The following is a 24,801-nucleotide window of genomic DNA, read 5'->3' as shown; positions in this document are numbered from 1 at the left end:
GCGTCAAAGAAAGCGGTCGATGTGGAAAGGAGTGATGTCGATGTCGGTGCGGCCGCGCACGATCAGGTCGGCCAACAGGTGAGCGGTGATGGGTGCCAGCGTGTAGCCGTTGGAGGTCACGGCGTTGTAGAAGCCGGGCAGGCCGGGGACGCTGCCGATGATCGGCGCGCCGTCGATGTTGACGTTCATGCCGGCCCAGCAGCGCACCATGTGCAGCCCGCTCACGGCCGGCAGCACCTGGCGCGCGACCCAGAGGCTTCCTTCGATGCTGTCGCGCTCGGCGCGGTTCAGGCGCATGCCTTCGTGAAAGGCGGCCGTCCAGCCGCCGCCGATGAGCAGGCCGCCGGTGGCCGCCTGCTTGAGGCTCAGATGGCGGTCGGCATGTGCCACCAGGTGGTTGACCAGCGGCGGCGCCGGTTCGGTCACGATCATCTGCAGCGGTGCGCCCTTGACGGGTATCCTGATGCCGAGCATGTCGCCGACCGTGCTCGACCAGGCGCCGCTGGCGTTCACCACGCGGCCTGCGTGGATGGTGCCGCGCGAGGTGTGAACGACGAAGCCGGCGCCGCTGCCCGGCCGGCGTTCGATGCGCATCACGTCGCAGCCGCGAAGAAAGCGCGCGCCCTGCTGCTGCGCGCGCGAGGCCACCGCATAGGTCGCGCGCAGGGGGTTGATCTTGCCTTCCATCGGGCACAGGTCGGCGCCCAGCAGTTTTCCGGATAGCGCGGGTGCGAGCCGGCGCAGTTCGGCGCCGTCGATGACTTGCGCGTCGATGCCATGGCTGCGCTCGAGCGCGGCCTTGGCCTCGAGGAAGCGCATGCCGGCCTCGCTGTCGGCCACCATCAGCCCGCCCGTGATCTTGATCTCGAGGTCTTCTTCGCCGCAATCGGCCTGGATCTCCTGCCAGAGCCGCACCGACATCGGGCCGAGGGGCAGGGTGGCTGCGGCCGGGCCGCCACCTTGCTGCGCCTTGGCGCCGAAGTCGAAGGACAGCAGCTGGACATGCAGGCTTCCCGCGTTGGCGCCGGAGGCCTGCAGATTGATGTCGTCGCGGTCGACCACCGTCACTTCCTGGCCGGCCTTCGCCAGGTAGTACCCCAGGCAGGAACCGAGCACGCCGGCGCCGATCACCAGCACGTCGGTGCGGAGGATGTGAAAGGCCGCCCGTTCGACAGGCCGCGCGAGGTTCGGCGTGATCGCCGGCTTGTGGCCGCCCCATTCGGGCTTCTCGAAGCCGAGTGCGCCCGCGGGCACCGGCCTGGCCGGCGGCCGCGGCGCGAAATACTGCTCGACCTCGGTCGGGCGCCGGGTCATCTCGCCGATCAACCTGGCCGCGGTGACCGCGCAATAGCGGCCCTGGCAGCGCCCCATGCCGAGCCGCGTGTTGCGCTTCAGCGCGGCCAGCGTGTCGCGGCCGGCCCGGATCTGCTCGCGCACCGAACCGAAGCTGATCTCCTCGCAGCGGCACAGCAGCGTGTCGTCGCTGACCGTGGCCAGCGCCACGGGCGGCGCGCGGTAAAGCGACCACAGCGCCTGCTGGAAGCGCTCGGCGCGGCGCAACCGGTCCCCGGCGCCGGACGGTTCGGAGGCGGTCAGGCCGATGTTGCGTGCCGCCGCAGTGCCGGCCAGCGCGCCGCGCGCCAATGCGACGCGCGAGCCGCCCATGTCGGCACCGTCGCCGACCACGAACACGCCGGGCAGGCTGGTGGCGCCGTCGGTGCCCGTCACGGTCGCGAGGTAGCCCAGGTGCCGGTCGGCCAGGCGGTGTTCGCAGCCGAGCATGCGCGCCAGCTCGGTCGAGGGGATGAAGCCGTAGCCCAGGCACAGCGTGTCGGCCTCGAAGCGCAGCGCCGGGGAAGGCGCGGCACGGCCGTGGGCGTCGAGCCGCGCGGCCTGCACCGCCTGCAGTTCGGCCTCGCCTTCGGCGCCGACCACTGCATGGCCCCACAGCAGCGGAACCTTGTGGGCGCGCAGCTGCCGCAAGTAGCCCCAGCCCTGGCGCAGCAGGTCGGGCGCGGTGCGGGCGGCGGCGAGCAGCTGGCGCCAGTCGCGCGCGGACGGGCGGGCCGCCGATTCGAGCACCGCGACGACCTGGGCGCCGCCGGCAAGCAGTTCCGCGGCCAGCTGCAGGTTGAGCGGCCCGTTGCCGGCGATCACCACGCGCTGTCCCGGCGCGACGCGGTAGGCCCGCGCCAGCGTCTGGGCGGCGCCGGTGGTCATCACGCCCGGCAGCGTCCAGCCCGGGAAGGGCACCGGCCGCTCGTAGGCACCCGGCGCGATCACCAGCTGCCGGCATCGGATGTGGGTGGCCTGCCCGTCGATCAGCGCGCTGACGTCGTGCGGCGAAAACGCGGCCCAGACCTGCGCGTTTTGCTGAATCGTGACGCCGGCGGCGAGCACTTCGCGCTCCAGCGCCAGGCCGTCCGCAAACTGTCGGTCCGGCGGTGTCGCGGCCTGGTGCGACGGTGCCAGCGGCTTGAAGAACTGGCCGCCGGACTGCAGCCGCTCGTCGAGCACCAACACGCCGGCGCCCGCGCGCCGGGCCGCGAGCGCCGCCGAGAGGCCGGCCGGGCCGGCGCCGATCACCAGCACGTCGACCTCGCGCGCCAACGGCCGGGCCCCCGCGTCGGGTGCCAGCGGATGCAATGGATCGGCAGGCGTCCCGGCCGGCATGGTTGAGCGGATCTGCTGGCCGTCCGCGGCCTTGGTCAGGCAGGCGCGCTGGCTGGCCCGGCCGTCGATGGTCACGAGGCAGTCGAAGCAGGCGCCCATCCCGCAATACAGGCCGCGGCGTCCGCCGCCCTGCGTGTGCCGCATCTGCCGGAGATGGCTGGCCGCGAGCGCGGCAGCCACGGTTTCGCCCTCGAGACCGTCCACGGGCTGTCCGTCGTACCAGAAGCGGATCGGGCGTCCGCCGGCAGCGATGGAGGAATGGGTCAGTCGGGTGCTCATTGAAACAGGTGCGAAGCAAAAAACCACTTGGACATGGTCTAATGTATACGTATACTGAACGTATACAAATACTTCGTCGCCCCAATTTTTTCAATAAGGACTGGAATGACAGCGTTCCGAGGCACCTATACGGTGCTCATCACCCCCATGACCGCCGACGGAAAGCAGGTGGACGTGCCGGCCCTGAAGAGGCTCGTCGACTGGCAGATCGAAGAGGGCATCCACGGGCTGATTCCCCTGGGCAGCACCGGCGAATTCCTGTCGTTGACGGCCGAGGAGCGGCAGTTGGTGATCGAGACCTGTGTGCAGACGGCAGCAAAACGCGTGCCCGTACTGATCGGCACCGGCGCCGAGTGGACCGACGAGTGCGTGCGGCTGAGCCGCGAGGCGGAGACCATGGGCGCCGACGGCGTCATGATCATTCCGCCGTTCTACAGCACCCCCACCGACGACGAACTGTTCGCGCACTACCGCAAGGTGGGCGAGGCGATCGGCGTGCCGATCATGGTTTACAACAACCCGGCCACGGCGAACGTCGATCTCAAGCCGGAACTGGTGGCGCGGCTTTCGCGCATCGACAACTGCAGGTACATCAAGGAATCGACGCTCGAAGTGACGCGAGTGCGCGACATCATCGAGCTCTGCGGCGACCGCATGACGGTGTTCGCGGGCATCCTGGGCTACGAGTCGTTCTGGCTGGGCGCGCAGGGCTGGGTCGCGGTCTGCTCGAACCTGATCCCGAAGATGTCGGCGCGGCTGTTCGAACTGGTCGCCGACGAGCAGGACATGCCCGCGGCCCTCGCCCTCTACAAGGAAATGCTGCCGATCGTGCGCTGGGTCGGCGGCCACCGCTATGTCGCGGCCTCCAAGCACGGACTCGGAATGATGGGCCTGCCGGTCGGCCAGCCGCGCGCGCCGCGCCTGCCGCTGCCCGAAGCCGACGCCATCGACCTGCGGCGCGAGCTCGACCGCCTCGGCCTGCTCGGCTCGATCAAGGCCTGAGCAGCGCCCGACCCTTCAATCCCCCATCTCTTGCCTCGCTCCATCTCCACCAGGAAATCACCATGAAACTGCTTCCCGCTCTCACGTCGGCCACGGTTCTTTTCATCCTCGGCATGGGCATCGCGAACGCCCAGGCCTGCAAGTCGCCGGTGCCCGACTCGGCGCTGATCAAGAAGGGCACGCTGATCATGTCGGTCAACCCGACCTTGCCGCCGATGCAGTTCGTCGACCAGACCGGCGCCCTCAAGGGCATGCGGGTGGAACTCGGCGAAGCGATTGCCAAGCGCCTGTGCCTGACGCCCGAATACGTGCGCATCGAGTTCTCGGCCATGATTCCCGGCCTGCAGGCTGGCCGCTGGGATGTGATCAACACCGGCATCTTCTACACCGACGAGCGTGCCAAGTTGATGCAGATGCTGCCCTACGAGGACCAGGCGATCAGCATCAGCACCGCGCGCGGCAACCCGCTCAAGATCAGCAAGCCCGATGACCTGTCGGGCAAGAGCATCGGCGTCGAGATCGGCGGATTCGAGGAGCGCAAGGCGCGCGAACTCGACAAGCAGCTGACCGACAGGGGCATGAAGGGCATGACCATCCGGACCTTCGAGAACTTCGCGATGGCCTTCCAGGCGCTGCGCGCCGGGCAGGTGGAGGTGGCGCTGTCGATCGACTCCACCGGTGCCGAGTACCAGAAGCGCGGCGATTTCGACCGCGTGCTGAGCGGCCTGTTCCCCACCCCGGTGGCGCTGGCCGCGAAAAACAAGGACCTGTCGGTTGCGATGGCCAAGGCGCTCAACGACATGAAGGCCGACGGCAGCTTCCAGAAGCTGTTCGATCAATACGGCGTCAAGGCGATCGACGGTGCCGTCGTCGTCAAGGGCCCCGCCAGCTAAGCGCGCCGCACCACCACTGAGTTCGAGAGGGAAAGTCCATGGGACAAGGCTGGAGCTGGTCGGGGTTTGCCGACTACCTGTTCAATCCGTACATCCTGAACGGTGCGCTCACCACGCTCTGGCTGACCCTCGCGTCGATCGCGGGCGGCCTGGTCGTCGGATGTGCGCTGGCCCTGGCCCGCCTGTCGCGCCACCGCTGGCTGGTGGCACCGGCGCATTTCTACATCTGGGTCTTCCGCGGCACGCCGCTCCTGGTGCAGCTGATCATCATCTATACCGGGCTGCCGCAGCTCGGGCTCAAGTTGTCGGTGATCGAATCGGCGCTGCTCGGGCTGATCCTCAACGAGGCGGCCTACCTCGCGGAGGTGGTGCGCGGCGGCATCCAGTCGGTGCCGGTGGGCCAGACCAACGCGGCGCGCGCCATGGGCTTCAGCAGTGCGCAGAGCATGCGCTACATCGTGATGCCGCAGGCGATGCGGCTGATCATCCCGACGCTGGGCAACAGCATCAACGGCCTGCTCAAGACCACCTCGATCACCTCGGTGATCTCGATGGAAGAACTGCTGCGCCGCACCCAGGTGCTGATCCAGGAGAAATTCATGGTGCTGGAGCTGTTCATCGTCGCCGCCATCTACTACCTGCTGATGACCACGGCGTGGGATTTCATCCAGCGCCGCATCGAGCGCCACTACGGCCGCGCCTACCGCAACGGCACCACCGGCACCGACGCGCCGGTGGTGGCCGATGCCGTGCTCGAACAACGTTGACCGGGACCCATCGATGAGCTCCTACGACCTGATTCTTCGCAATGCCGACATCGCCACCGTGGGCGACCGCTACCGCGCCGACATCGGTGTGCGCGACGGGCGCATCAGCGCCATCGCCCATCGACTGGACGGCAGCGCCGCGCGAGAGATCGACGCGGCCGGCCGGCTGGTGACGCCCGGTGGCGTCGACGGCCACTGCCACTTCGACCAGCCGACCAGCGACGGCTCGCGCTTCTCGGACGACTTCTTCACCGGCACGCGCTCGGCGGCCTGCGGCGGCACCACCACGGTGCTGCCGTTCGCCGCGCAGCAGAAGGGGCGCAGCATGCAGGAAGCTGTGGACGACTATCACCGGCGCGCCGAAGGCAAGGCGGTGATCGACTATGCGTTTCATCTGATCGTCGCGGACGCGACCAAGGACGTGACGCAGCGCGAGCTGCCGGCATTGATCGAGAAGGGCTACACCTCGTTCAAGATCTACATGACCTACGACGACCTGAAGCTCGCCGACCGGCAGATCATCGAGGTGCTCGCGGTGGCGCGCCGGCACGGCGCGATGACCATGATCCATGCCGAGAACAGCGACTGCATCGCCTGGCTCACCGAGCAGTTGCTCGATGCCGGGCTGACGGCGCCGCGCTATCACGGGAGCTCGCGGCCGATGGCGGTGGAGCGCGAAGCCACGCACCGCGCGATTGCGCTGGCCGAGCTGATCGATACACCGATCCTGATCGTCCACGTCTCGGGCCGCGAGGCGGTCGAGCAGATTCACTGGGCGCGCGGGCGCGGGTTGCCGATCCATGCCGAGACCTGCCCGCAGTACCTTTTCCTGAGCGCGGAAGACCTGGGGGTGGACCCCAACGATCCGATGCACGGCGCACGCTGCATCTGCAGCCCGCCGCCGCGCGACAAGGCCAACCAGCAGTTCATCTGGAACGCGCTTTCGAGCGGCCTTTTCACGATCTTCTCTTCCGACCATGCGCCCTTCAACATCCATGGCAGCGACGGCAAGCGCGTGGCCGGCGAGGATGCGTCCTTCGACCGCATTCCCAACGGCATTCCAGGTGTCGAAACCCGGCTTCCGCTGCTGATGAGCGAAGGCGTGCTGACGGGGCGCATCGACGTCCACCGCTTCGTCGAACTCACGTCGACCAATCCGGCGCGGCTCTACGGGCTGTATCCGAAAAAGGGCACGATCGCGGTCGGCAGCGATGCGGACCTGGTGGTGTGGGACACGTTCGGCGAGGGCCACGAAAAAGTCATCCGCAACGACATGCTCCACCATGCGGCCGACTACACGCCCTACGAGGGCATGAAGATGCGCGCCTGGCCGGGAATCACGCTTTCGAGGGGGCGGGTGGTATGGGAAAATGGCGTGTTCTCGGCGGAAGCAGGTGCGGGAGAGTTCCAGCCCTGCCTGCGCCCGCGCGCGCCCAACGCCGAGAATCCGCTCGCCAAATGGCTGTGAAGCTTTCAGCCCCGCCGCGGCTGGCCTTCCAGGCGTTTCCCCACCTTTCGTGGCAATCAACTTCTCACGCATGCCAAGCCTTCCCAGCCCGGCTCAGCCAGCCACAATCACCATCGCGCCGCTCGAAGTCCGCTCCGCGAGCCTGGCCGAGCAGGCCTACTCGAGACTGCGCACGCTGATCCTCGATCGCAAGATTTCGGCGGGCAGCCCGCTGCAGGAAGGCCGCCTCGCGGACGAACTGCGGATTTCGCGCACGCCGATGCGTGAAGCACTCGTCCGGCTTGCGGGCGAAGGTTTGCTCGTGCGCCGCGACGCGCGTTCATACGCGGTGCGCGCGCTGGGCACCAAGGAGTACTTCGACTGCATGCGGGCGCGCGAGATCATCGAGTGCGAGGCCATCGTGCTGGCGGTCGACAAGATCACCGAAGCGCAGCTCGATGAACTGGACGCCGATCTGAAGACGCTCGACGCCGGGGAGCACGACGAGATCGAGCACTGGCACTTCGACGACCGATTCCATCAACTCATTTCGTCGGCCAGCGGCAATGTGGTGCTGCCGCGCCTGGTCGAGGAACTGCGCGTGAACGCACGGCTGTTCCGGCTGCACAGCCCGTTGCACCGCCAGCGTGAAAACCATGAAGAGCACGGCGAGATCATCTCGGCCTTGCGCGCGAGGGATCCCGAACGGGCGCGCGCGGCGATGCGCGCGCATCTGCGCAGTCTGCAGGAAGACGTCAAGCGCGCGCTTGTCGACTGATGCCGGCGCGGAGCCGCCGGCTGGCGCTCAGATGACTTCGGCCGGACCCGTGAGCACGCGCTGATATTTGCCCATCGCCTCGGGCTCGATGCCGAGCCAGCGCGCCACCTGGTCGAGCTTGGCGCCGCGGCGCAGCTGGCGCAGCGCGAAGGTGTGGCGCAGCAGGAACGACCCGCCGCCGGCGGCATCGATGCCCGCGTCTTCGAGCACCTGTTTGGCGGCCACATACTGCGCTTCCTTGCTCCAGGGCTTGCCGGTGCGCGTGGCCGGAAACAGGAAGTCGCCCGCAATCGTCGTCTCGGCGCGCACTTTCAGCCAATGCTGGAGCAGCTCGCCTGCCCAAGGAGCGATGGGTGCCTCGCGCGCCGGCGAGTTGCCGTTGCCCGGCACGGCAACCTTCCACGGACGTTCGCGCCGGCCGGCGATCTGCGATGTCGGCGCGTCGAGCCGCAGCACGCGGACGTCGCCGGGCGTGAGCCCCGCGCCCAGCTGCAGGGCGACAGCCACCCGATTGCGCAATGCCTGCCAGCTGAGCGCGGCCTGGCCGTGCCGGTCGCCGGGCCGGGGCCGGGCGCTGGAAAGAAAGGTGATGAGATGCCGGGCCTCGGAGACCGAGAGAAATTCCGGCAGGGGATCCGCCCGCGCCGAATCCGCATAGCGAACCTCGGGCTGGGTCGCGATCCATTCCGAGGCCGCGGCGTTGGCGGGCGTTCCGTGGGTCTCCGCATGGTGGCGCAGCACCCGGTCGATGAGCCGGAGCAGGCGCAGCGCATAACGCGGAGACAGCGACAGGTCGTCGCTCTTCATGCCGAAGCGCGCCTGCTGGAACGCCGACAGGTCGCCCATGTCCAGCGACGCCAGTGTCACGGCGGGCGACTGGCCCAGGCACCAGGCCGTGAAACTGCCCCACATGTCCCGGTAGACCGCGATCGAAGAGGGCTGCCGCAAGGCCCCGTTTTCCTGCTGCGCCGCGAGCCAACGGTCGAAAGCGGCCTGATGCGATTCGCCGGAGGGCTCGGGGAAGAGTGGAAGTGACGACATAAAAATACGCTAACGGCGGGCCTTGATGTTGGAGAACAGGCGATGGGGTAGAGCCTTGGACAGTCGTGGTTGTTGCTAATCCGCTTGCCGTTAGTGTATTTACTTGGAGGGGCAAGGGCATCATGCCGCACGAAGGCGCCCCGCTCACTCCTCAGCCAATGCTGCCCAGCAGCAACGCCTGCAGCACGAATCGCCTGTTGTCCTCAGGCGATGTCCGGTCGTCGAGCCGATCGGCGAGCGCCGCCGTGGGATGGGCCCCGCAGGCAATGCCGTCATAGACGGGAATGGCAGCTTCCCGGCCGATCTGCCGCACGAGTTCCGGCGCCATCCCCTGGCACTCCACCGCGTCGTAGAAACGGCTCAGGATCTGTGCCGTGTGCCGGACCTCACCGGGGCTGCCCAGGCTGGAAAGGGCGGGGCGAATGGTCGCGACATGCGCGCCCAGCGCCTCCGCCGCGCATTGGAACAGCGCCCGGCTCTCGCTGCCTTCGCTTCCTTCGTCACAAAAGATCCCGAGATTCTTCCCCTTGAGCTGCAGCGGAAAAGCGGCGCGTAGCCACGCCGCCTGGAGGAGACGGGCGCGCCCGAGCAGGGCTGTCTCGTCCTCAGGCAGCAAGGTCTGGAAGGCCGACGAATTATGGATTTCGAAGGGAAAGCGCATGAACTCCCTTGTGTGACGCAGGAAGGCTAGCCGCAGCGGGCCGGCCGCTCTTGATGCAGATCAAAGCGGCGCGCGGGTGGGCGCTGTTACCCACCGGACACAAACCATTCACCCAGCGTTACCGACCGACTTCGAGTGTTGTCACTGTGTTGCCGCGCGCTTCCTAGCATTCCTCCATCGACCCGCGACATACACATCTCCAGGAGCTCTTCACATGTACAACCCCGCCCGCACCGAAACCGCCGCACCGGCGATGACCGGCTTTCTCGCAACGCGCGCGTTGCCGCCGGAAGGCAGGGCGATTCATGAGCGGGCCTGCCAGAAGCTGGTGGAAACGCAGAAGCTCCTGCAGGAGCGCCTGGCCCCGCAACGCCGCGTGGTGCACGCCGGCGACGTGATCTACCAGTCGGGCGAGCGCTTCGGCAACCTGTACATCGTGAACTCGGGTTTGTTCAAGATCGTGAACCTGTCCGCGGACGGCCGCGAGCAGGTGGTGGGCCTCAAGTTCCGCGGCGACTGGCTCGGCTTCGACGGCATCGCCGGCGGACACTATTCGTGCGACGCCGTCGCCATGGACACGGGCGAGGTCTGGGTGGTCTCGTACGAATCGCTGCTTGCCGCCTGCCTGGCCGAACCCACGTTGCTGCAGGTGTTCCACACCGCCATGAGCCGCGAGATCGCCCATGACCGCGATTCGCTGATGTCGGTGTGCACGCTGCCGGCCGATGCGCGGGTGGCGGATTTTCTGCGCTACTGGGCCGAGTCGCTGGCCGAGCGTGGCATGCGGACCGACCAGATCACGCTGCGCATGACGCGTGCCGAGATCGGCAACTACCTGGGCATGACGCTGGAGAGCGTGAGCCGGGCGCTGTCGCGGCTCGCACGCGACAAGGTCATCGAGTTTGTCGAGAAGGGCCGCCGCGACGTGCAGATCCCCGACGTGGGTGCCTTGTCGGCCTTCGTGCAGCGCTGCCTCGCGCCGGCGCCTGCGCTGCTGCAGTGACGGGGCGAACCGACGCTATTCACACTCTTTCTCGACGGCACGCGCAACTCGATCAACGCGACACGGATCGCCGGCGTCCATGCGCCTTCGAACGCTTCTCTCGCGGGTGCTTCGCTTCCTTGCGCCCCTCGAGCCATTCAAAAACGCCCATGCCGGCCAGCATCGCGATCACGAAGACCAGCGCCTTGGCTTGTCCCATGCCCACTGCCACCAACGCCGGGCCCGGACAGAAACCCGCGATGCCCCAGCCGAGGCCGAACACGGCGCTGCCAATGAGGAGGCGCCGATCGATCGACCGCAGGCTGGGCAGCTGCATCGCCGCGCCGAGCAGCGACTGCGTGCGCCTCCTGGCCACTGCAAACGCAACGGCTCCGACGGCAATCGCACCGGCCATCACGAAAGCAAGCGACGGATCCCATCGTCCACCCAGGTCCAGGAAGCCGAGCACCTTGGCGGGATTGGCCATGCCGGAGACGATCAGGCCCAGGCCGAACACCAGACCGGCGAGAAATGAAGTGAAGAAGGCCATGGCAGTGTTCCTCAGAGACCCAGAAGGTGGCGCATGAGGAACACGGTCAGGAACCCGGCCCCCATGAAGACCGCGGTGGCCGCGAAGGAGCGCGGCGACAGGCGTGACAGGCCGCAGACGCCGTGGCCGCTCGTGCATCCCGCCGCGTAGCGCGTGCCCACGCCGACCAGCAGACCGGCCAACACCAGCGTGCCATAGCCGGCCTCGATCTGCGGCTTCGGCCAGTCCGTGAAGATCGCATAGACCATTGGCGCAACGACAAGGCCGGCAACGAAGGCCACGCGCCACGCCACGTCGCCGCTGACGAGCCGAAGCAGTCCGCCAACGATGCCGCTGATGCCGGCGATGCGGCCGTTGAGCAGCAGAAACATCGCAGTGGCCGCGCCGACGAGCACGCCGCCCGCCAGCGCCGTCCATGGCGTAAATACAGTCCAGTCGATGGTCATCATTCTTCCTTCGGGCAGTAGATGCGGTAGAGCAGGGCCAGGATCTCGAGCAGCGCCGGATCGGCCACGGCGTAGAAGATGTTCTTGCCTTGCCGTCGCGTGGTGACCACGCCCTCGTTGCGCAGCACGCCCAGCTGTTGCGACAGCGTCGGTTGGCGGATGTCTAGCTGCGCTTCGAGCTCGCTCACGCACATCTCTCCCTGCGAAAGCTGGCACAGCAGCAGCATGCGGTCCTCGTTGGCCAACACCTTCATCACGCCGACCGCGCGAGCGGCGGCGCCGCGCAGCACCTCGGCATCGAAGACGGGGGGCGGGGATTTCATGGTTCGCACAGCAGGCATGAGTCGGTCGTCCATTTCATCGGCGTTGACAACAATATACCAATATATAGAATATTTATCGATAGATCAATTAATAGACCCGCGAGGCAGCCATGAACACATCCGCCAACGTCCAGGCCTTCTTCGACCCGAGGACCGGAACGGTCTCCTACCTCGCATGGGACCCGGCCACGTTGCGGGCTGCCGTCATCGATCCGGTGCTCGACTACGACTTCAAGTCGGGCCACACCGCCACCGCCTGCGCCGACCGGGTGCTGGCGTGCGTCGCCGAACACGGGCTGCAGGTCGACTGGATCCTGGAGACCCATGCGCATGCCGATCACCTTTCGGCGGCCGGCTACCTTCAGGCGCGGATCGGCGGGCGCATTGCCATCGGCGAGAACATCCGCACGGTGCAGGCCACCTTCAAGAAGCTCTACAACCTGGAGCGCAGCTTCCTGCCCGACGGCAGCCAGTTCGACCATCTCTTCAAGGATGGCGAGACCTTCCGCATCGGCGGCATCGAGGCCACCGCCATCCTCGTGCCGGGGCACACGCCCGCCGACATGGCTTATCTGATCGGCGGCGCGGCCTTCGTCGGCGACACGCTCTTCATGCCGGACCTCGGCAGCGCGCGGGCCGACTTCCCCGGGGGCGACGCGCACCAGCTGTACGCATCGATGCGGCGCCTGCTCGACCTGCCACCCGAGACGCCGATGTATGTCTGCCACGACTACCCGCCCGCATCGCGGATGGCACAGTGGCAGACCACGGTCGCGGAGCAGCGCGCGCGCAACATCCACGTGCGCGACGGCATCGCCGAGGACGAGTTCGTCGCCATGCGCCGCGCGCGCGACGCCACACTGGATGTACCGACGCTCATCCTGCCTTCGATCCAGGTCAACGTGCGCGCCGGCCGGCTGCCTCCGCCCGATGACAACGGCGTGTGCTACCTGCGCATTCCGCTGAATGCGCTGCCGGTTCGCTGCACCGACGGCGGGTGAGCCCAGGGCTGGGCGCGCCGGCGCATCAGGTACCACGCAGCGGGCACCACGAGCAGGCTCAGGAGCGGCGCGGTGACCATGCCGCCCACCATGGGCGCGGCGATGCGCGTCATCACCTCGGAACCGGTGCCGCTGCCCCAGAGAATGGGCAGAAGGCCCGCTATCACGACGGCCACGGTCATCGCCTTGGGCCGCACCCGCAGCACGGCGCCTTCGCGGATCGCGGCCAGCAGGGTCTGGTCGTTCATCGGCTCCCCGGCTTCGAGGCGTCGCGCCAGGGCGTTCTTCAGATAGACGAGCATCACCACGCCGAACTCGGCCGCCACGCCGGCCAGCGCGATGAAGCCCACCGCCGTGGCCACGGAGATCGAGTGGCCCATCGCCCAGATGAGCCAGAAGCCGCCGATGAGTGAGAACGGCACGGCGGCCATCACCAGGGCCGCCTCGCCGAAGGACCGGAAGAGCAGGTATAGCAGCACGAAGATGACCGCCAGCGTTGCCGGAACGACCAGCTTCAGGCGCTCCGTCGCGCGCTCCAGGTATTCGAACTGGCCGGACCACGACATCGCGTACCCGGCGGGCATCTTCACGGCTTGGCCGACGGCCGCCTGCATGTCGTTGACGGCGGAGCGCAGGTCCCGGCCGCGCACGTCCACGTAGACCCAGCCCGACAGCCGCGCGTTCTCGCTGCGCAGCATCGGCGGTCCGTCGGCGATGGCGATCTTCGCGACATCGCCCAGCAGCAACTGCGCGCCCTGGGCCGTCACGAAAGGCAGCTGCCGAAGCCGCTCCAGCGAATCGCGGATCTCGCGTGGATACCGGAGGTTGATGGGATAGCGCTCGCGCCCCTGGATGACCTCGCCGACGTTCTCGCCGCCGATTGCCGTCGACACCACGGCCTGCACGTCCGCCACCGAGAGGCCATGGCGCGCCGCGGCGAGCCGATCGACGTCGACATCGATATAGCGCCCTCCGGTGAGCCGCTCCGCCAGCGCCGACGAGACGCCGGGAACGTTCTTGACCGCCGCCTCGATCTGCATGGTCAGCGCGTCGATGGTGGCCAGGTCGGTCCCCGCCACCTTGATGCCGACGGGGCTCTTGATGCCCGTGGCCAGCATGTCGATGCGGTTGCGGATCGGCGGCACCCACACGTTGCTCAGGCCCGGCACCTTCACGGCACGATCCAGTTCTTCGACCAGCCTGTCGGCCGTCATGCCCGCCCGCCATTGCGCCCTGGGCTTGAACTGAATGGTGGTCTCGAACATCTCGAGCGGCGCCGGGTCGGTTGCCGTGTCTGCCCGGCCGGCCTTGCCGAACACGCGCTCGACCTCGGGCACGGTCTTGATCAATCGGTCGGTCTGCTGCAGCAGTTCGGACGCCTTCGACACCGAAAGGCCGGGCAGCGCAGAGGGCATGTAGAGCAGGTCGCCTTCATCCAGGGGTGGCATGAACTCGCCACCCAGCCGCGTCAGCGGGATCGCGGTCAGTACCAGCAACACTGCAGCGATGGCGAGCGTTCCCTTGGGAAATCGCAGCACCAGTTCCAGCGCGGGCCGGTACACCGCCATCAGGAAGCGATTCACGGGGTTGGCGCCTTCGCGCGGAATGCGTCCGCGCACCAGATAGCCCATGAGCACCGGTATCAGCGTCACCGACAGGCCTGCCGCAGCGGCCATCGCATAGGTCTTGGTGAATGCCAGCGGCGAGAACAGCCGACCCTCCTGCGCCTCGAGCGAGAACACGGGCACGAAGGACAGCGTGATCACCAGCAGCGAAAAGAACAGCGCAGGACCGACCTCCACCGACGCATCGGCGACGAGTTGCCATCGCTCCGCCACCGTGGGCTGGCGGCCCTTTGCCGTCTCGAAGGCTTCGATGTGCTTGTGCACGTTCTCGACCATCACGATGGCACCGTCCACCATCGCGCCGATGGCGATCGCGATGCCGCCCAGCGACATGATGTTGGCGTTGACGCCCTGCCAATGCATGACGACGAACGCCGCCAACACGCCGATCGGCAAGGTCACGACCGCCACGAGCGCCGAGCGCAGGTGAAAAAGGAAGACCGCGCAGACCAGCGCCACGACGACGAACTCCTCGATCAGCTTGCTGCGAAGGTTCTCGACGGCACGGTCAATCAGGAGCGAGCGGTCATAGGCAGGCACGATCTCCACGCCCGGCGGCAGGCTGGGCTTGAGCGTTTCGAGCTTTGCCTTGACGGCCTCGATGACCCTGCGGGCGTTCTTGCCCGAGCGCATGACGATGACGCCGCCGGCCACTTCGCCTTCGCCGTCCAGCTCGGCGATGCCACGGCGCATCTCGGGGCCGATCTGCACCGCGGCCACGTCGCGCAGCAGCACGGGCGTCGTGCCCGTCACCGAGAGCGGTATCGTTCGAAAATCGTCGAGCGAACGCAGGTAGCCCCGCGAACGCACCATGTATTCGGCCTCCGCGAATTCGACGACCGAGCCGCCCGATGCCTGGTTGGCCTTTTGCAGTGCCTCCACGACCGTCGACTGCGTGATGCCCAGCGCGCGCATGCGGTCGGGGTCGAGCACCACCTGGTATTGGCGCACCATGCCGCCGATGCTCGCGACCTCGGCCACGTCGGGTACGGTCTTGAGTTCGAACTTGAGGAACCAGTCATTCAGTGCGCGCAGTTGCCCGATGTCGCGTGTGCCGGTGCGGTCGATCAGCGCGTACTCGTAGACCCAGCCCACGCCTGTCGCGTCGGGACCCAGCGAAGCGCTGGCGCCCGCGGGAAGCCTGGCCTGCACCTGGTTGAGGTACTCCACCACGCGGGAGCGCGCCCAGTACGGATCGGTCTTGTCGTCGAACAGCACGTAGACGAACGAGTCGCCGAAGAACGAGTAGCCGCGCACGATCTTGGCACCGGGCACGCTGAGCATGGTGGTGGTCAGCGGGTAGGTCACCAGGTCCTCGACCACCTGCGGCGCCTTGCCGGGGTAGGGCGTGCGGATGATGACCTGCGTGTCCGAGAGATCGGGCAAGGCATCGAGCGGTGTGCGGGCCACCGACCACCATCCCGCGGCCATCAGAAACACGGTGGCGATCAGCACCAGGAAGCGGTTGCCGATCGACCAGCGGATCAGGGCGGCGATCATCGTTGGGCGCCCGGTTGCGCGCGCTGCACGGAGACGAGCTCATAGCCCATGGAGCCGCCCTCCTTGAACTCGAAACGTACCTGGTCACCCGGCTTGATCTCGGGGAACGCGCCGGGCGACGCCTTGCCGAAGCCCATGGTCATCGAGGGCCACTGGAGCGTTGCGACGGGTCCGTGCGAAATGGTGATGCCATCGGGCGCCACGCCCTCGACCCTGCCTTCGGCCTTGTGCAGCACTGCGGCCGGTGCCGATGCCGGTGCGGTCGCCGTCATGCTGCCGAGCACGGACCGCAGCCGGGCTTCCGAGTCGATCAGGAATTGCCCGCTTGCCACGACCTGGTCACCTTCGGACAAGCCCGAGACGACTTCGGTATCGTCCCCCGCATCCGCGCCCAGCGACACGTCGCGCGGCTCGAAGGCGCCGTCGGCCTTGCGCACGATGACGACGGCACGTCGCCCGGTGCGGATGACGGCCTCCGAAGGCACCACCAGCCGCGTGATGGCCGGTCCCGCCACCTGAAGGCGCAGCAGCATGCCGGGTGTGAGCTTTCCGTTCCTGTTGTCGACCTCGAAGCGGGCCTTCAAGGTGCGAGTGGTTGCATTGATCTCGGGCAGGATTTCGTCGAGCGTTCCGTCGAACGACTGCGACGCATCGGCCTGCAGAACGGCCTTGGCCTTCTGGCCGCGCGCGAGGCGCACCGCCTGCGCTTCCGGGATCTCGGCCACTGCCCATATTTTCTGCAGACCCGCGATGCGGAACAGCGTGGTGCCCGGCGCAACAGCGACACCCTCGCGCACGCCCAGCTCGGCCACCACGCCGTCGATTGGCGCAGTGAGCACGTAGCGCGCTTGTGCGGTGCCGGTTTCCTCGCTGCGCCGGATGAGCTCGGCGGGAATGGACAGGGCCCGCATGCGGTCGCGGGCAGCCGCGACCAGATCGGCCGAGACCCCCGAGCGCTTGAGCGCGAGCCATTCGTTCTGCGGTCCGAGCCAGTCGGGTGCGAAGACGGTGGCCAGGGCCTGGCCCTTGCGCACGCGCTCCATCGGTGCCCGCACCGACAACTGCTCGACATAGCCGGCCACGCGCGTCTGCACCGCCACGTTCAGGCGCTCGTCGAACTGCACCGTCCCGATCGCATCGAACGACGAGGAGGTTTCGGTCCGCCGAACGCTGGCATATCGAATGCCGAGGTTCTGTTGCACGGCGGGGCTGATTCTGACGCCGGCTTCGTTCGCGGCGTTGTCGGCGTACATGGGCACCAGCTGCATGTCCATGAACGGCGACTTGCCGGGTTTGTCGAAGCGCGGTCCCGGCACCATGGGGTCGTGCCAGTAGAGAACCTTGCGACCGTCCGCCGTGGCGCTGGCTGCCGGCGCGGCCGCCATGGTTGCGATCTGGCCTGTCTTGCGGCCCAGGTAGAAAGTGCCGGCTGCGAGCAGCAGGGCGCCCAGCAGCGATACGCCGATGGTCAGTGTCCGGTTCATTGCGCCACCTCGGCAGTCAGCGGCCGAAAGGCCAGTTGGATGTGTGTCTTGGCAAGATCGCGCTGCAGCGCCAGCAGCTTGCGCTGCGCTTCGACTTCGGCGTGCCGCGCCTCGAACAGGGCGAGCAGACTGCCCTGATTGGAGCGGTAGGAAGCCATCGCGGCGGCCGTGCGCTGGCCGGCGGGCACGACCACACCAGTGCGGTAGCGGTCGACGCGCTGCTGCAGGCGCTGCGCATCGCCAAGCAGGGTGCGGTACTCGGCCGTGGCGGCGCGGGTGGCCTCGGCCAGTTCGGCTTCTGCCTTCTCGGCCAGCGCCAGCTTGGCGGCGGTGTCGCGGTCCTGGCGTTCGCCGGGTGCCACGGGCAGCGGAATGCTCACGCCCACCGACACCATGTCCGAATAGCCGGTACGCTGGCCGTAGGCAAGCTCCCAGGTCCAGTTGGGCTTGCGGTTGGACGCAGCGACCGCCGCGGCCTGTCTGGCCACATCGGCATCGCGCTGCATCGCCGCAACCGTGGGGTGCGCGGCGACATACGCCTCTTCGCTAGGAAGCGCAACGGCGCCTGGGGGCTGCAACTCGTCCGGCTGCACGCCGATCCAGCGCTGCAATGCGACGCGGGCAGTGTTCTGCTGTTGCCGGATTTCTGCCGTGCCGTCTTCCGAGACGCCGCGTGCGCCCGTCAGCGCCAGCACGTCCTGGCTGCTCCCCGCAGCCGAGGACAGGCGCGCACGCGAGGCCTCCAGCTCTTCGTGCGCATGGTGCTCCATGCGCGTTGCGAGCTTCAGGCTCTCGCCAGCGTAGAAGGCATCCAGGTAGGCGAGCGCGGTCTGCAGGCGCGTCTCGGCGGCGGCAGCCTGCGCCTGCACCGTTTCCCGGCCGACCGCCGCATCGGCGGCCGCCTGGCGCGCCGCACGCTTGCCGGCGGAGAGCCATTCCTGGCTGATGCCAATGCGCTTCATCGTCATCGATTCGCGCGCAGTGTGAAAACGGTCGGGCCCTGTCGCCGGCAGGTTGTCGATGCCGACACGCAGCGTCGGGTCGGGAAGCTGTGCCGCCGCATGCGACGCCTCCCTCGCACTCAGGACTCCGGCGCGGGCGGCCCTGGCGGTTTCGGAGCGCTGGGCCGCGAGCTGGAGCGCGGCCTCGAGGGAAAGGGGGGCCGCCGTCGCAAGGCACGGCAGCAGCGCAACAACCATTGCGGTTGCGCGGGAAAAAAGAATGGACATGGCAACTCCGCGGACGAACGAGACAATCGCCGGCAAGCGGACGAGCCGCGCCGGCACCAGTCGGTCGACGGAGATTTCAGACGCGAAGTCGGAGGGTCGCGAGAAAGACGGGATCGGGCGGCGGATGCTGCCGTTCGGGACGCGCCTGCTGCGGCAGCGCCTGGTCTTGCGGCTCCAGCATCAGCGGCACGAGCAGAACCTGCGCGATGGCGGGCAGCGAAGGCGTCGCGAGCTTCACCGGCTCGAAGGACAGCGACATGTCGGCGGCATGCTGGTGGCACAGCACGGGCTGGGCGGCATCCATGCCTTCGCACGGCTCGCCCGCCGCCATTGTCATTCCGGCCATCGATGCCGCCTCTGCTTCGCCGGGGCAGACGTAGCTCGCCAGCGCCAGCTGCGAAAACAGCAGCGACAGGACCACGAGGAACGCGGTCGTGCAACGTCGGAAGTAGCGATGTCCGCTCATATCGGCCTCAGTGTATCGCTGCTCGTTGCAACGATCGATGGTGCAAAAAAATCTGGCCCATCGTCCACTGCGGTGTAACCCCGGCCGCGCAACTTGCGAACTAGCAAGTGACCGCGCATTGGGGCGTGGTTGCAAATCTTCAATCAATCTTCGGAGTTCATCCATGATCAACCGTTCCTTCGCGATCACCGCCCTTGCGCTGGGTGCCCTTGCCGCCGGCTCCGCCATGGCGCAAGACAAACCGATGGCCGACAAGATGGCCACGATGGAAAAGTGCTACGGCGTCTCGATGGCCGGCAAGAACGATTGCGCCGCCGGCCCCGGCACCACCTGCGCGGGCACCTCCAAGGTCGACTACCAGGGCAACGCCTGGAAGAACGTTCCGGCCGGCACCTGCACCACGATCAAGACGCCCAAGGGCATGGGCTCACTGGCACCGATCAAATCCTGATCGACGACGCACTGCGCACGCCGCCATGTCTGCCACTCTTGCGGCCGGTCTCGGCCTCAAGCCGGAGCACTACGAGGCCGCGCTCGGCGCGCGTGCCGAGGGCCTCTGGTTCGAGGTGCACCCCGAGAACTACATGGTGGCGGGCGGGCCGCGCATCGGATGGCTCGAAGCGATCCGCTCGCGCCATCCGGTGTCGCTGCATGGCGTCTCACTCTCGCTCGCGGGCGAAGCGGAACCCGACGCCGCGCATCTCGAGCGGCTGGCGGAGCTTGTCCGGCGCATCCAGCCCGCCTTGATCTCCGAGCACCTGGCGTGGTCGACGTGGAACGGTCAATACTTTCCCGATCTCCTGCCTTTTCAGCGCACCACCGCCGCGCTGCATCGCATCGCTTCCAACATCGCGCGCACGCAGGACGCGCTGGGCACCGCGATCGCCATCGAGAACCCGTCGCACTACCTGCACATCGACGGCCACGAATGGGACGAGATCGATTTTCTTGCCGAGCTGGCGCGGCGCACCGGCTGCAAACTGCTGCTCGACATCAACAACGTGTATGTGTCCGCACGCAACCTCGGTTTTTCTGCCGCGGCCTGGATCGACCGGTTCCCTCAGGCACTGGTCGGCGAGATTCACCTTGCGGGCCACACCGCCGATCCCACGCTGGGTGACGCCCTGCTGATCGATTCGCACGATGCGCCCATCGCGCCAGAAGTCTGGCAGCTGTATCGGCGCTTCGTCGAAAGCGCGGGCGCACGGCCCACGCTGATCGAGCGCGACGGCAATGTGCCGGCCTTCGAAGAACTCATGGCCGAGCAGGAACAAGCTGCCATTGAACTGCACCGCGCGGCGCAGGAGGCGACGGCATGAACACGCCGCACGGCCAGTTTCAGCAGGCCTTTGCAGAGGCCCTGTTCGATCCATTGCAGGCGGTGCATCCGGCGGTGCGGGCACTCGCCATGCAGCCTGCTTTCTCGGTGTACCGCAACACGGTGATGAAGGCCTGCATCGATGCGCTGCAGGCCAACTTTCCCACCGTTGCGCAGCTGGTGGGCGAGCAGTGGTTTCGCGCCGCCGCCGCACTCTACGTGGTCTCCGACGTGCCGCGCGACGGACGCCTGCTGCACTACGGCGGCGGCTTTCCCGATTTCCTGCGCGGCTTCGAGCCGGCCGCGGAACTCGTCTACCTGCCCGGCGTCGCGCAACTCGACATCCTCTGGCGCGAAGCCCATGCCGCACCCGACGCACCTGCCGCCGACGCCGCATGGATCGCACGCCACACGCCGGAGCGGATCGCGGGCCTCGTGCTCGCACCGCATCCGGCCGCACGCTGGGCCTGGTTCGACGCGCAGCCGGTCTACAGCATCTGGGAGCGCAATCGCCAGCAGAGTGCCACAGGCGTTGAGCTGGCCTGGAGAAGCGAGGGTGCATTGCTCACGCGGCCGCAGGACGCGGTGAACTGGCACGAGATCACCAAGGCAGGCTGCGTCTTTCTCGACGCCTGCGCGGGTGGCGCCACCCTTGCCGATGCGGCAGAGCGCGCGCTGGCTGCCGACCCGGAGGCAGACATCTCGGCCATCTTTGCAACCCTGCTGCGCGCCGGCGCATTCACCGGCACCTGTGCATCGCCCGCATCCAACGAAAGAGCACCATGAGCACCCACCTTCAGGCTTCCGCGCCGGTCGACAGCAGCAACCACCGTGGTCTTCGCGCGCATTGGAACTCGGTGGCCGAACGGCTCACGCGCATCGTGAGCCACGATGCGCTGGCACTGGCCACACGCGTGGCCGTGGCGGCGATCTTCTTCTACTCCGGCCGCACCAAGGTCGAGGGCTTTCTCACCCTGACCGACAGCGCCTACGAGCTGTTTCGCACCGAATACAAGTTGCCGTTCGTGCCGCCCGAGATTGCGGCGCACCTCGCGGCCTACTCTGAGCATCTGTTCCCACTGCTGCTGGTGCTGGGCCTCTTCACGCGCCTGTCGGCGCTGGCCTTGCTGGGCATGACGCTGGTGATCCAGGTGTTCGTCTATCCGGACGCATGGCCGACGCACCTCTCGTGGGCTGCGCTGCTGCTGTACCTGGTGGGTCGCGGCGGCGGACGTCTGTCGCTCGACCACGCGATGGGTGTTCGCTGACCTCCTGGCCCACGCGGGCTTCCACTCTGTTGAATCGGGCGCCGCTCGCCTATATTGAGCCGCGATGCCTTCCACCTGGTTTCTCGACACGCCGCCTGCGGGCCAGATGCTGGACGCCGGCGCCGTCGCGCACCTGCTCGATGCAGGCAGCGAGCAGGCGCCTGCGCTCAACATGCTCGACTTCATCAACCATGTCGTGCCGGTCGAATACATCTCGCTCGTGCAGTACATCGACGGCGTTCCGTCGCAGGTGGAAGGGCATGCGGCCGGCCGGCACGACAACATCACGGCCGAGTGCTTTTCGCTTTACAAGAAGCGCTTCCGGCATGCGGACGACATCACCCGCCTGGCCGCGCGCATGAGTGCGGAGGCGCCGGCGCACGCACCCGTGACCGCCATGCTGTACGACGCGGCGGACATCCCCGACCCCGCATGGCGTGAGCAGATCTTCATTGGGCGGCAGTTGACAGGGCGGCTGAGCTTTCTCTACTCGCCGGTACCCCGGACGCTATTTGCAATCAACCTCTACCGCAACCGGCAGAACGGAAAGTTCGAGGAGGGGGATGTGGCGCGGCTGCTGGGGCTGGCGCCCCTTTTGAAGCGGGCGCACCGCAATTCGCTCTTCGCGCAGCTTGCATCGCCCGATACGCCATTGCGCGTGGCGGGCATCGAACGCACGCTGCAGCGCACGGCACCGCAGCTCTCGGCGCGCGAGCGCGAGGTGTGCGCGCGCATTGCCTGCGGCATGGGTGCCGATGGCGTCGCCGCCGACCTGGGCGTTGCCTCGTCGACGGTGACGACGCTGCGCAAGCGCGCCTATCTGAAGCTGTCGATCCACGGTCGGCAGCAGCTGCTGCGTTTTACTCACTAGGGATCGCCCTGAGGGTTTTGTCCCCTTCGACGGGGACAGACGGAAGCCGCGCGAATTTCTACATTGCCTGGACTCTTGGAGACAGGCATGTGGGTTCGAAATTGCTGGTACGTCATTGCGTGGGATCACGAGATTTCCGCCAACGCGCTGTTCACGCGCACGGTGCTCAAGGAGCCGATCCTGGTCTATCGAACCGAGACCGGCGAACTCGTCGCCATGCAGGACCGCTGCTGCCACCGGCATGCACCGCTGTCTCGCGGTCGCCGCGAAGGCGACTGCGTGCGCTGCGGCTATCACGGTCTCAAGTTCGCGCCCGACGGGGCCTGCGTGGAGGCACCCGGGCTGGCGAACATTCCCGTGAAGGCGCGCGTGCGAACCTATCCGGTGGTCTCGCACAACAAATGGGTGTTCGTCTGGATGGGCGAACCGACGCTGGCGGATCCGGCTCTCTTGCCCGACAACTTCTCGTGCGACCATCCCGACTGGCGCCACAAGCCCGGCTATGTCCACTACGACACACCCTATCTCCTGGTCTCCGACAACCTGCTGGACTTCTCGCACCTGAGCTACGTGCACGAAGGCACGCTCGGCGGATCGACGGCCATCGCCCAGGCCGTTCCGAAGATCGAGAAGGTGCCGCGCGGCATCCGCGTGACGCGGCATGTGCCCGACGTTCCTCCGTCGCCCTTCTGGAAATCGTTCCAGAGCTTCGACCGGAACGTCGACCGCTATTTCATCTATGACTTCGTGCTACCCGGCACCTTGTTGATGAAATCGGGCGGCGCGCCGGTGGGGCAGGCCGAGGGCGACCTGCGCGGCGGCGTGCAGCTGCACAGCTGCCAGACGCTCACGCCCGAGACCGAAACAACCACGCACTACTTCTTCCAGCAATCGCACCGAAGCAGCATCGCCGACCCCGCGGTCACCGAGACCATCTACCGAGGCCTCGTTACCGCATTCGAGGAAGACCGCGAAATGATCACCGCGCAATACCGGAACATCGATTCCGAAGCGCAGATGCTGCCGCTGGGCATGGACGCGGCGCTGGTCCAGTACCGCCGGCTGCTGCAGCAAGAGATCGAGCGCGAGCGGGGCATGCCGGCCGCCGGCTGAGCCACACGAAGAATCCCAAGACACACAGAGACAAAGGAGTCCTCGATGCGCCGCCACTTTCTCACCATGGGTTTCGCCTTGCTCGCCGGGCTGCCGCTCGCGAGCATTGCGCAGGGGACATTCCCAGGCAAGCCGATCCGCGTCGTCGTGACGGCCCAAGCCGGCGGGGCCAACGACTTCGTGGCGCGCCTGATCGGCGAGCATGCCGCCAAGCTGCTGGGCCAGCCTTTCGTCATCGACAACCGCGCTGGCGCGAACGGCGCCGTAGGCCTGGGCGAGGTGGCGCGGGCCGCGCCCGACGGCTACACGATCGCGGTCACGCTCGGCGACTCGCTCATCAACAACGTCGCGCTGTACAAGACGTTGCCCTACGACCCGCAGCGCGACTTCGTTTTTCTCACGCAGGTGGTGCGCAGCCCGGCCATCCTCTCGGCCAACCTCGAGCTCGGCGTCAAGGGCATGGACGACTTCCGCAAACTGGCCGCCAGGCCGGACCAGAAGCTCAGTTACGGCACCTGGGGACCCGGCGGCCTCGGCCATCTGGCGGGCGAGGCGCTCAACCGCAAGCTCGAAGCACGCATGGTCCATGTGCCGCAGCGCGGGGAGGCCCCCGTGATGGCCGACCTGCTGAGCAACACGGTGAGTGTCGGGCTCACGTCCGCCGGCCTCGCGCGCCAGCACGTGCAGGCGGGGAAGATCGTTCCGTTGGCCATCATGGGACGCGAGCGCTCCTCCGTGCTGCCGCAGGTGCCGACAATGCGCGAGCTGGGTTTCGACGACCCGTTGTTCGAGGCCGCCGTGTGGATCGCTTTCGTCGCGCCGGCCAAGACGCCGCCCGCGGCCATCGAGCGCTTGACACTTGCGCTGCGCACCGCCGCCTCCATGCCCGAGGTTCAGGTGCGCATGGCGGAGCGCGGGCTCGAAATGCTCAACACCACGCCCGAGCAGTTCGCAGTCAACTACAAGCGCGATTTCGACGTCATCACCCGGCGCATGCGGGAGTTCGGGATCGAAGCGCAGTAGGGCTGCCGGCTCACGCGTTGAACACAGGGTTTGGCGCGTAATCTGTGCGTTAGGCGCTTCG

The 24,801-nt window shown here is 67.4% G+C and carries 24 protein-coding genes; 14 read left to right on the top strand and 10 right to left on the bottom strand.

The window, feature by feature from the left end:
* Positions 1 to 3 precede the first annotated feature (3 nt).
* Entirely contained in the window at positions 4 to 2,952 is a 2,949-nt protein-coding gene (locus ACJ7Z0_RS03405; protein ID WP_434788681.1) for an FAD-dependent oxidoreductase, read from the bottom strand.
* A gap of 105 nt (positions 2,953 to 3,057) precedes the next feature.
* On the opposite strand from ACJ7Z0_RS03405, the gene ACJ7Z0_RS03400 reads away from it, so the two are divergent.
* The 5 genes from ACJ7Z0_RS03400 (at position 3,058) to ACJ7Z0_RS03380 (ending at position 7,839) form a co-directional block, all read left to right on the top strand.
* A complete protein-coding gene (locus tag ACJ7Z0_RS03400) occupies positions 3,058 to 3,954 on the top strand; it encodes a dihydrodipicolinate synthase family protein (RefSeq protein WP_434788680.1) in 897 nt (298 codons plus the stop codon).
* A gap of 62 nt (positions 3,955 to 4,016) precedes the next feature.
* The gene (locus tag ACJ7Z0_RS03395; protein WP_434788679.1) at positions 4,017 to 4,847 is read left to right on the top strand and encodes an ABC transporter substrate-binding protein; all 831 of its coding nucleotides are present in this window, start codon (positions 4,017 to 4,019) and stop codon (positions 4,845 to 4,847) included.
* 38 nt (positions 4,848 to 4,885) lie between these two features.
* Positions 4,886 to 5,614 carry an amino acid ABC transporter permease gene (locus ACJ7Z0_RS03390; protein ID WP_434788678.1) on the top strand — a complete coding sequence of 243 codons (729 nt, stop codon included), beginning with the start codon at positions 4,886 to 4,888 and terminating at the stop codon, positions 5,612 to 5,614.
* A gap of 13 nt (positions 5,615 to 5,627) precedes the next feature.
* Entirely contained in the window at positions 5,628 to 7,082 is a 1,455-nt protein-coding gene (gene hydA, locus ACJ7Z0_RS03385; RefSeq protein WP_434788677.1) for a dihydropyrimidinase, read from the top strand.
* 70 nt (positions 7,083 to 7,152) lie between these two features.
* Positions 7,153 to 7,839 (top strand): GntR family transcriptional regulator, encoded by a 687-nt coding sequence (locus ACJ7Z0_RS03380; protein ID WP_434788676.1) that lies wholly within the window; start codon positions 7,153 to 7,155, stop codon positions 7,837 to 7,839.
* A 27-nt stretch (positions 7,840 to 7,866) separates the two neighbouring features.
* On the opposite strand, the gene ACJ7Z0_RS03375 is transcribed toward ACJ7Z0_RS03380, so the two are convergent.
* Entirely contained in the window at positions 7,867 to 8,880 is a 1,014-nt protein-coding gene (locus ACJ7Z0_RS03375) for a tyrosine-type recombinase/integrase (RefSeq protein ID WP_434788675.1), read from the bottom strand.
* Between the two features lie 151 nt (positions 8,881 to 9,031).
* Complete coding sequence (locus ACJ7Z0_RS03370; RefSeq protein ID WP_434788674.1) at positions 9,032 to 9,541, bottom strand: Rossmann-fold NAD(P)-binding domain-containing protein; 510 nt, start codon at positions 9,539 to 9,541, stop codon at positions 9,032 to 9,034.
* A gap of 214 nt (positions 9,542 to 9,755) precedes the next feature.
* Here ACJ7Z0_RS03370 and ACJ7Z0_RS03365 point away from each other — a divergent pair, with 214 nt between their 5' ends.
* Complete coding sequence (locus ACJ7Z0_RS03365) at positions 9,756 to 10,544, top strand: Crp/Fnr family transcriptional regulator (protein ID WP_434788673.1); 789 nt, start codon at positions 9,756 to 9,758, stop codon at positions 10,542 to 10,544.
* Between the two features lie 52 nt (positions 10,545 to 10,596).
* On the opposite strand, the gene ACJ7Z0_RS03360 is transcribed toward ACJ7Z0_RS03365, so the two are convergent.
* Genes ACJ7Z0_RS03360 through ACJ7Z0_RS03350 form a run of 3 tightly spaced genes read right to left on the bottom strand, consistent with a single transcriptional unit; the run spans position 10,597 to position 11,842 of the window.
* On the bottom strand, positions 10,597 to 11,073 hold the full coding sequence (locus ACJ7Z0_RS03360) for a DUF6691 family protein (RefSeq protein WP_434788672.1): 477 nt from the start codon (positions 11,071 to 11,073) through the stop codon (positions 10,597 to 10,599).
* A gap of 11 nt (positions 11,074 to 11,084) precedes the next feature.
* Complete coding sequence (locus tag ACJ7Z0_RS03355; protein WP_434788671.1) at positions 11,085 to 11,519, bottom strand: YeeE/YedE family protein; 435 nt, start codon at positions 11,517 to 11,519, stop codon at positions 11,085 to 11,087.
* Positions 11,519 to 11,842 carry an ArsR/SmtB family transcription factor gene (locus ACJ7Z0_RS03350; RefSeq protein WP_434788670.1) on the bottom strand — a complete coding sequence of 108 codons (324 nt, stop codon included), beginning with the start codon at positions 11,840 to 11,842 and terminating at the stop codon, positions 11,519 to 11,521. Before ACJ7Z0_RS03350 ends, ACJ7Z0_RS03355 begins: the two co-directional genes overlap by 1 nt.
* Positions 11,843 to 11,952: 110 nt before the next feature.
* On the opposite strand from ACJ7Z0_RS03350, the gene ACJ7Z0_RS03345 reads away from it, so the two are divergent.
* Positions 11,953 to 12,843, top strand: a complete 891-nt coding sequence (locus ACJ7Z0_RS03345; RefSeq protein WP_434788669.1) for an MBL fold metallo-hydrolase — start codon at positions 11,953 to 11,955, stop codon at positions 12,841 to 12,843.
* On the opposite strand, the gene ACJ7Z0_RS03340 is transcribed toward ACJ7Z0_RS03345, so the two are convergent.
* The 4 genes from ACJ7Z0_RS03340 to ACJ7Z0_RS03325 form a co-directional block, all read right to left on the bottom strand.
* A complete protein-coding gene (locus ACJ7Z0_RS03340; protein WP_434788668.1) occupies positions 12,789 to 15,968 on the bottom strand; it encodes an efflux RND transporter permease subunit in 3,180 nt (1,059 codons plus the stop codon). The genes ACJ7Z0_RS03345 and ACJ7Z0_RS03340 overlap by 55 nt on opposite strands.
* Positions 15,965 to 17,452: an efflux RND transporter periplasmic adaptor subunit gene (locus ACJ7Z0_RS03335; RefSeq protein WP_434788667.1), complete on the bottom strand. Its 1,488-nt coding sequence runs from the start codon at positions 17,450 to 17,452 to the stop codon at positions 15,965 to 15,967. Before ACJ7Z0_RS03335 ends, ACJ7Z0_RS03340 begins: the two co-directional genes overlap by 4 nt.
* Positions 17,449 to 18,681, bottom strand: coding sequence for a TolC family protein (locus ACJ7Z0_RS03330; RefSeq protein WP_434788666.1), 1,233 nt, complete (start codon positions 18,679 to 18,681; stop codon positions 17,449 to 17,451). The genes ACJ7Z0_RS03335 and ACJ7Z0_RS03330 overlap by 4 nt, the downstream gene beginning before the upstream one ends.
* Before the next feature lie 76 nt (positions 18,682 to 18,757).
* Entirely contained in the window at positions 18,758 to 19,147 is a 390-nt protein-coding gene (locus tag ACJ7Z0_RS03325; RefSeq protein WP_434788665.1) for a hypothetical protein, read from the bottom strand.
* Between the two features lie 163 nt (positions 19,148 to 19,310).
* Between ACJ7Z0_RS03325 and ACJ7Z0_RS03320 the strand changes: the two genes are divergently transcribed.
* The 7 genes from ACJ7Z0_RS03320 (at position 19,311) to ACJ7Z0_RS03290 (ending at position 24,740) form a co-directional block, all read left to right on the top strand.
* Positions 19,311 to 19,598, top strand: a complete 288-nt coding sequence (locus ACJ7Z0_RS03320; RefSeq protein WP_307578381.1) for a BufA1 family periplasmic bufferin-type metallophore — start codon at positions 19,311 to 19,313, stop codon at positions 19,596 to 19,598.
* 25 nt (positions 19,599 to 19,623) lie between these two features.
* Complete coding sequence (gene bufB / locus ACJ7Z0_RS03315; protein WP_434788664.1) at positions 19,624 to 20,466, top strand: MNIO family bufferin maturase; 843 nt, start codon at positions 19,624 to 19,626, stop codon at positions 20,464 to 20,466.
* Positions 20,463 to 21,251, top strand: a complete 789-nt coding sequence (locus ACJ7Z0_RS03310) for an HvfC/BufC family peptide modification chaperone (RefSeq protein ID WP_434788663.1) — start codon at positions 20,463 to 20,465, stop codon at positions 21,249 to 21,251. The genes bufB and ACJ7Z0_RS03310 overlap by 4 nt, the downstream gene beginning before the upstream one ends.
* Positions 21,248 to 21,733, top strand: a complete 486-nt coding sequence (locus ACJ7Z0_RS03305) for a DoxX family protein (protein WP_434788662.1) — start codon at positions 21,248 to 21,250, stop codon at positions 21,731 to 21,733. Before ACJ7Z0_RS03310 ends, ACJ7Z0_RS03305 begins: the two co-directional genes overlap by 4 nt.
* 64 nt (positions 21,734 to 21,797) lie before the next feature.
* Entirely contained in the window at positions 21,798 to 22,604 is an 807-nt protein-coding gene (locus tag ACJ7Z0_RS03300) for a helix-turn-helix transcriptional regulator (protein WP_434788661.1), read from the top strand.
* Between the two features lie 87 nt (positions 22,605 to 22,691).
* Positions 22,692 to 23,717 carry a Rieske 2Fe-2S domain-containing protein gene (locus ACJ7Z0_RS03295; protein WP_434788660.1) on the top strand — a complete coding sequence of 342 codons (1,026 nt, stop codon included), beginning with the start codon at positions 22,692 to 22,694 and terminating at the stop codon, positions 23,715 to 23,717.
* 45 nt (positions 23,718 to 23,762) lie between these two features.
* Positions 23,763 to 24,740 carry a Bug family tripartite tricarboxylate transporter substrate binding protein gene (locus ACJ7Z0_RS03290; RefSeq protein WP_434788659.1) on the top strand — a complete coding sequence of 326 codons (978 nt, stop codon included), beginning with the start codon at positions 23,763 to 23,765 and terminating at the stop codon, positions 24,738 to 24,740.
* Positions 24,741 to 24,801 lie beyond the last annotated feature (61 nt).

This window comes from Variovorax palleresanus (assembly GCF_051144945.1).
Taxonomy (GTDB): domain Bacteria; phylum Pseudomonadota; class Gammaproteobacteria; order Burkholderiales; family Burkholderiaceae_C; genus Variovorax; species Variovorax paradoxus_S.
The sequence above is the reverse complement of the archived record's forward strand: the minus strand, read 5'-3'. Positions and strand labels throughout refer to the sequence as shown.